Genomic DNA, 7,503 nt, shown 5'->3' on the forward strand with positions numbered 1-7,503 from the left:
GGCAGCAGGAAGCCTTCTCACTGCTCGCCGCCACCTCGATCCGGGCAGGCTGGCGAGCGCCCTGTGTCCGATCTCCAGGGCACGACGGTAATCACGTCCCTTCGCACGGGATCCCCACCTGGCACATCACACCGGCCCGCCCCGAAGGGCCCGGCCGGTCGATGCCCGACTCGAGTCTCTCTTCCACCCCGTCACGGCAGTCGGTCTGCCGTGCCCGTACGCGCTGCGGAACCAGGAGAAGACATCCCATGAGCGACAACAGCAGACCGCGAGTGAGCCGCCGCGGATTCCTCGCCGGTACGGCGGCCGCCGCGGCCGCCGCGACGGTTCCCGCGACCGCCCAGGCGGCGGCAGCCAGTCCCGCCACCGCCGCAACCCGGCCCAACATCCTGCTCATCGTCACGGACGACCAGCCCAAGCACACCGAATGGGCACTGCCGAAGACCACGGCCTGGCTGGCCGACCAGGGCGTGAAGTTCACCGACGGGCACGTCACCACCCTCGACCAGAACACCACCCTGCCCCGGTACCTGAAGCAGGCCGGCTACCGCACCGGGCTGTTCGGCAAGTGGCCCAACTCCTGGACCCTGTCGGACAACCCCCCGCACTTCGAGGACTTCGCCCTGCTCCAGCCGGGCTACGTCAACGCACAGTGGAACGTCAACGGCACGGTCCAGACCATCAACGGATACACCACCAACATCATCAAGAACCGCACCCTGGGCTTCCTCGACGAGGCGACCGCCGATACCCGGCCCTGGTTCGCGTACGTCACCCCTTACGCCTCCCACGGCCCGCGCACACCCGAGGCGAAGTACGCCGACACGGCCGTCCCCGACTGGAACGGCCGACCGTCCGTACCGGAGAACGACCGTAGCGACAAACCGGCCTACATCCGGAACGCGACCGGAACCCTCGCCGACGGGCAGCAGATCCGTGAGGAGCAGCTGCGCACCCTGCTCACCGTCGACGACACGGTCCAGGCGTTCAAGGACAAGCTCCAGGCGCTCGGACAGCTCGACAACACCCTGGTCATCTACATCGCCGACAACGGCTTCGGCTGGGCCGACCACGGCTGGACCAAGAAGTCGGTGCCCTACCGCCCGGCGCACGAGGTGCCGTTCTACCTCTCCTGGCCGGCCGGCGGCCTGAGTTCGGGGACCACCGACAACCGCATCACCGCCAACGTCGACATCGCCCCCACGGTCCTGGACGCGGCCGGGATCACCCCCTCGCACTCGGTGGACGGCCGGTCCCTGCTCTCCTCGTACAGCCGTGACCACCTGCTCGTCGAGTGGTGGGCGCAGGGCGCGAACGCGGGCGGTCCGCCCACCTGGTCGTCGTACGTCGCCAAGAACGAGCAGTACACGCAGTACTACGACCTCACCACCGACGGCAACGGCAACGTGTCCGGCACCGGACAGGTGAAGTTCCGCGAGTACTACGACCTCACCAACGACCCCCACCAGCTGACGAACAAGCTGTACCAGGCCACCCCGGCGGACGAACAGAACCTGGGCATCCCCGCCCTGGCGGCACAGCTCGCCGCCGACCGCACCTCCTAGCACGACCCGCCCCGGGTGCCCCGCGGCGTCGCCCGCGGGGCACCCGCCCCCGCCCGCCCACACCGACGGAGCCGCCAGGCGTTCCTGCTGCACCCCCGGACACGGTGACGCCCCCGCCGTCGCGCTCTCCCTGGCACCGCGGCCGCCCGTCGCCGCCGACGCCCAGCGGGCCGCCCGGCGGCTGATCGACCTGCCGGGCGGGCTCTTCCTCATGGGCACCGACGACCCGGACGGCTTCCCGGCCGACGGCGAGGGGCCGGTGCGCGAGGTCGCCGTCGACCCGTTCCGCATCGCCCCCACGACGGTGACCAACGCCCAGTTCGCCACCTTCGTCAAAGCCACCGGCCACGTCACCGAAGCCGAACACTTCGGCTTCTCCTTCGTCTTCGGCCCCTTCCTTCCGGACGAGGTCGCCGCCGTGTCACAGTCCGTGGCGGCCGTCCCCTGGTGGCGGGCCGTCCCCGGCGCGAGCTGGCGACACCCCGAGGGCGCCGGCTCGTCCGTCACCGCACGACAGGACCACCCCGTCATCCACGTCTCCTGGAACGACGCCCAGGCCTACTGCGCCTGGTCCGGCACCCGCCTGCCCACCGAGGCCGAATGGGAGTACGCGGCCCGCGGCGGCCTCGAACAGCGGCGCTACCCGTGGGGCGACGACCTCGCCCCGGACGGCCGCCACATGTGCAACATCTGGCGGGGCGACTTCCCCACCTTCAACACCGCGGAGGACTGCCACGAGGGCACGGCACCGGCGAAGTCCTTCCGTCCCAACGGCTTCGGCCTCTACAACGCCGTCGGCAACGTATGGGAATGGTGCGCCGACCGGTTCGCCCCCGGAGGCAGCCGCGTGATGCGCGGCGGCTCCTACCTCTGCCACGACTCGTACTGCAACCGCTACCGCGTCGCGGCCCGCAGCTCCAACACACCCGACAGCTCCACCGGCAACATCGGCTTCCGCGTGGCTGCGGACGGTCAACGGGAAGCCATGAGCTTGTGACTTGGTTGCGGCTGATTCGCGATACCTCGCTGATCTGCGAGGTCTCCGACGCGAGCAACACCGCTCCGCACCTGCGCCGGGCCCGCGACTACGACGAGGGCGGCCGGGGCCTGTTGCTCGTCGCCCGGCTCACCCGGGGATGGGGCACCCGGCACACCGTCAACGGCAAGACGATCTGGTGCGCGCAGGCCCTTCCCTAGTGCCGTGACCGGCAACGCGAGCCGTCACCAGCCTGTCGGCAGACCGGCGATGAACGAGGTGAGCCGGTCGGCGATGAGTCGGTCGTCATGGGCCGAGTAGTGAAAGTTGCAGCCGAGGAAGTCCAGGCCCGAGTGGTCGAGGAACCAGTAGCGGACCCCGTCGTCACCGGCGTCGTTGCGTGCCTTGACCACCTGCTGGACATGGCTGGCGTACGGGCCGGCGCCGACCGCCACGATGGTCGTCCCGGCCTCGTAGCGCGTGCGCAGCTTCTGGAGGAAGTCGCCGTAGGCGCTGCGGTAGCCGGCCGCGAGGCTGTCGGGCGTCCACGGCTCCCCGGGGTTGACGGGGGTCGAGAAGTCGTTGGTGCCGAGGTTGACCACCACGAGCTGAGGGCGCCAGGTGCCCGGGTTCTGCCAGACGTCGCCGGACACGTTCAACAGGGCGCGGTCGTAGAAGGTCCGGTACGTGACGTCCGGCGAGCCTCCGTTGTTGTTGCGCACCATGCCGAGGCCCGAATAGCCGTTGAGCTGGTAGTCGGCGTTCAGTTGCCGGGCGATGAGGGCGCCGTAGCTCACATCGGAGTTGGTGGTCCGCTGGACTTGGTCCGAGGTGCAGGTGCGGGAGGTGGAGAGGTTGCCGTAGCCCAGCGTGAGGGAGTCGCCGATGAACTCGATCTGACGGCTGCGGGCCGTCGGTCTGCCCAGTACGGCGCCGCCGGGCGCGGCCAGGAAGCCCCCGAAGGTACTGGTGTCCCCCGGGCTGTCGTTGCGCTTGACGAGCCTGACGGTGTGCTCGCGGTCCCGCAGCCCGTTGATCCAGTGCGTGGTGTCGCCGGGGGTGACCAGCGTGGCGACGGTGGCTCCGTCGACCTGGACGTCGTAGTCGGCGGTCGAGTCGTTCAGTACGATGCCCACGCCGGTGCCCCTGACGCGGCCCTCGAAGTACACGCCGGGCCAGCTGAACTGCACCGTGTCCCCGGCGTCCTTGACCCGCCCCGCGGTGTGCACCTGCTCCAACACTCCCGATACGCGGACCAGTTGCCACTGCTGGTTGGCTCCGCCCCGGTCGGTGTACTGCACGACCTTGGCACCGTCCGCGGTGGAGGCGTTCTGGACCTCGACGGCCTTGCCGCTGTTGCGGTTGATCAGCCGGACATGACCGTCCGGCGAGGCCGCCAGCCGGAACTGCTGGTTGACACCACCCCCATCACCCCACTGCACGACGTCCGCACGGTCAGCGGTGGAAGAGTTGGAGACGTCCAGCACCTTGCCCGAGTGCTGCGCCTTCAACCGGTAGAAACCACCACCCGACTCCACGAACCGGAACCGCTGATTGGCCCCGTCATGACGCGCCCACTGCGACAGCGCCGCCCCGTCGGCCGCACTCGCTCCCGACACATCCAGCGCCTTGCCACTGCCACGGTTGACCAGCACGTACCACGCACCCGTGTCCACGGAGGCCGCCCGCTCCGCCGCACAGGCGCCGAGCCCGCTCAAGAGCCCCGCCATCAACGCGGCCACCACGACGAGCACCATAGGCCTGCCATGTCTCTGCATTCGTGTCCCTTTCACTGACGGGGGCATCGCGCCGGCTGCACCGGCTACAGCGCGGTCAACGTCAACAGTAGGTCGGTGCTGCTGCCGTAGGTCCACTGCTTGTGGGCACCGCCGTCGACCGTCGCGGCCCGGGAGTCATCGAGTACGAGCCCGGCACACCAGCACCGCTCGACCGCCGACGGTGAACCTTCAAGAGCGTCGGGCACGGCCGGTAGTGGCCGCCCACCACTCTGCGAGGAGACTCCGTGCTCGAAGGCTTCGGCGAAGCGCTCGCGGACCGGGAGTACTACCTGCCGCTGCCCAGCGTGGCCGACCCCGGGCCGCGCTACGCCCCCGGCGAGGTGCCTCCGGGCCTGCGCAGCGCCGCCCAGGGCATCTGGACGGCCTGGGGCAGTCCGGGGACCGGGCTCGCCGAGCAGGGCTGGAAGATCCACGTGTCGGCGCGGCTGGACCGGGCACAGCACGTGCTCGACACGGTCGCCGGGATCTGCTTCTGCGAAGGCGTGCCCTTCAAACACCTGAGCGCCCGGCTCTTCTTCCTGTTCCTCCACCACAAGCACGCCGGCCGGGCCCAGGCGGGCAAGTTCTGCGCCATCTACCCGCCGGACACGGCGACCGCCGGCCGACTGCTGGAACGCCTGCGCGACGCGCTCGACGGGGAGGAGGGGCCGTACGTCCTGACCGACCGGCGCTTTCGCGACTCGCAGACGGTCCACTACCGCTACGGCTCCTTCGGCGCCCGCAGCCGGCTGCGGTCCGACGGCACCCGGGAGGGGCTGGTCCGCGACGGCTCCGGCCACGAGGTCGTGGACCTGCGGCTGCCCGCCTTCCACCTGCCTGCGGGGATCACGGACCCCTTCGCCGAGCAGGAGGAGCAGCCGCACGCGGGCCCGATCCTGATCCGCGACTACGAGGTGACCCGCGCGGTGCGCCTGAGCAACGCCGGTGGCACGTACCAGGCTCGAGACCAGCGGACCGGCCGAACCGTCTTCATCAAGGAGGCCCGCGCCCACAACGGCCTGGTCTTCGACGGGACCGACGCGCAGCAGCGGCTTCGGCACGAGTACCGCGTGCTGCGCGACCTGCACGCGGCCGCCCCCGGGGTGGGCCCGGAGCCGCTGGACCACTTCACGGAGTGGGAGCACGACTTCCTCGTCACCGAGTACGTCGCCGGGCAGCCGCTGGTGGGCTGGCTGAGCCGGTCCTCCCCGCTGGCCCGCGCCGACCGCACGGCCGAGTCCGTCGCCGCGTACTACGAGGCCTGCCGGCGCCTGCTGGCCGGGGTGGACGCCTCGCTGGAGCGGCTGCACGCCGCCGGCTACCGGTTCGGTGACCTCAGCCTAGGAAATGTCATGGTCACGCCATCAGGCGGGGTCCGGCTGGTGGACTTCGAGGCGGCCTCGGCGCTGTCCGCGGCGCCCTCCGGAATCGGCACCCCGGGGTTCACGCCGCCGCCCGGACTGCTCCGGGCCGACACCGACCCGCTGCTGCAGGACCGGTACGGCCTGTCGGCGGTCGCGCTCGCCTTCCTGGCACCGTTCAACGAAATCGCCGAACACGCGCCCGCCAACCTCGCACTGCTGCGCCGCGACCTGGCGGACGTGGCTCCGCCGCAGGACCTGTGGCAGCGGGCCACCGCCTTCCACCTCGCGGAAGACAAGGCGCAGGACCAGGACGGACCCGACCACCTGCCCTCCCCCGCCGAGCTGGACGCCGACCCGCGCGGCTGCCTCACCCGGCTGGCCGGGGAGGTGACCGCGGGGCTGCTGGAGATGGCCGACGCCGACCGGCCGGACTGGGCCTTCCCGCCCTCGCCCGAGGCGTTCCGGACCAACAACGTGTGCCTGGCCTACGGCACGGCCGGGGTGGTGCACGCCCTGCACCGCGCCGGGGCCGCGGTGCCGGAGGCGATCCGCGAACGACTGCGCCGCGACACGCTGGCACAGCGCGACGCGCTGCCCCCCGGTCTGCTCGTCGGCTCGGCCGGCATCGCCCGGGTACTGGCCGGCCTCGGCCTGCTGGACGAGGCCCTCGACCTGCTCCGGGACGCCGACGGCCACCCCCTCACCGTCTCCTGCGGAACGCTGGCCGGCGGGCGGGCCGGGATCGGCCTGGCCTGGCTCGCCCTGCACCGGCTGACCGGGGAGAGCAGCCACCTGGAGCGGGCCGCCGCGGCAGCGGAGGGCCTGCTGCGCACCTCCGACCTGTCGGCCACCCTCGGCGAGCACGACGCCCGCGGCCTGCTGCACGGCCGCTCGGGGCTCGCCCTCTTCCTCCACCGCCTGGCCCGCGACACCGGCGAGGCCCGCTACCTGGAGGCCGGCCGCCTGCTGCTCCACCAGGAGCTGGACCGGACCTTCCCGCTGGACGACGGAGCCCTGTCCATCTCCGACAACGCGCGGCTCACCCGTGCCATGCCGTACCTGGCCACGGGCGCGGCCGGAGTCGCGACGGTGCTCACCCGCTACGTGGCCACCGCGCCGGACGAACGCTGCGCCGCGGCGCTGCCGAGGCTGGTCGCCGGCATCCGGGTCTCCTGCGCCACGAAGGAGGCGGGCCTCTACCGGGGGCTGGCCGGACTGACCTGGTTCCTGACCGCGCACGCCGAGCTCACCGGCACGGAGGCCGCCCGCCACGACGCCGTGCGCGCCGCGACCGGCCTGCTGAAGTACGCCGTCCCCCACCGGCGCGGTGTCCGCTTCCTCGGAGCGGGTTCGCAGCGGTTCACCGCCGACCTGTCCAGTGGAGGGGCCGGTGTCCTGCTGGCCCTGCACCACCTGCTGGCCGGCCCGCTCCTCGCGGAGCCCCACCACGCGCGTCCCCGTATCCCGGCAGCCGACAGGCGGCACCGGGCGGGCGTCGCATGAGCCCCTGGGCACGGCGGCGAGCCACTCCGTGCCCAGGTATGCAGTTACCGACCGACCCGACCCCGAGAACAAGGGAGAGCACCCATGAGCCAGATCCTCGCGCTCCAGGCACTGGACACCGAGCCGGAGGCCGATTCCTACTTCCCCTGCTTCAGCGTCGCCTGGAGCATCAGCGACGTCTTCCCCGACCCGATGTAACCGGCCGGGACCCGGGAGAGGGGGGGGGGGGGGGGGGGTGCGGGGGGGGGGGGGGGGGGGGGGGGGGGTGGGGGGGGGGGGGGGGGGGGGGGGATCCCATTCCCTCTTTAGCTGGCGGA

General features: G+C 71.8%; 5 protein-coding genes and 1 pseudogene. 4 read left to right on the forward strand and 2 right to left on the reverse strand.

The features are described from left to right. Positions 1-248: 248 nt before the first annotated feature. The 3 genes and pseudogenes from ACZ7GJ_RS18690 to ACZ7GJ_RS18700 form a co-directional block, all read left to right on the forward strand. Positions 249-1,565: a sulfatase-like hydrolase/transferase gene (locus tag ACZ7GJ_RS18690; RefSeq protein ID WP_470752988.1), complete on the forward strand. Its 1,317-nt coding sequence runs from the start codon at positions 249-251 to the stop codon at positions 1,563-1,565. A gap of 130 nt (positions 1,566-1,695) precedes the next feature. Next, positions 1,696-2,562, forward strand: a complete 867-nt coding sequence (locus ACZ7GJ_RS18695; RefSeq protein ID WP_470753124.1) for a formylglycine-generating enzyme family protein — start codon at positions 1,696-1,698, stop codon at positions 2,560-2,562. Between the two features lie 5 nt (positions 2,563-2,567). After that, positions 2,568-2,762: pseudogene (locus tag ACZ7GJ_RS18700) on the forward strand (ATP-binding protein); the annotation flags it as partial. Positions 2,763-2,786: 24 nt separating this feature from the next. On the opposite strand, the gene ACZ7GJ_RS18705 reads toward ACZ7GJ_RS18700, so the two are convergent. After that, positions 2,787-4,319, reverse strand: a complete 1,533-nt coding sequence (locus ACZ7GJ_RS18705) for an RICIN domain-containing protein (RefSeq protein WP_470752990.1) — start codon at positions 4,317-4,319, stop codon at positions 2,787-2,789. A 44-nt stretch (positions 4,320-4,363) separates the two neighbouring features. Beyond that, positions 4,364-4,525, reverse strand: coding sequence for a hypothetical protein (locus tag ACZ7GJ_RS18710; protein WP_470752991.1), 162 nt, complete (start codon positions 4,523-4,525; stop codon positions 4,364-4,366). A gap of 39 nt (positions 4,526-4,564) precedes the next feature. On the opposite strand from ACZ7GJ_RS18710, the gene lanKC reads away from it, so the two are divergent. After that, complete coding sequence (gene lanKC / locus ACZ7GJ_RS18715; RefSeq protein WP_470752993.1) at positions 4,565-7,186, forward strand: class III lanthionine synthetase LanKC; 2,622 nt, start codon at positions 4,565-4,567, stop codon at positions 7,184-7,186. The last annotated feature ends 317 nt before the right edge of the window (positions 7,187-7,503 follow it).

The organism is Streptomyces sp. NPDC037242 (genome assembly GCF_055604165.1).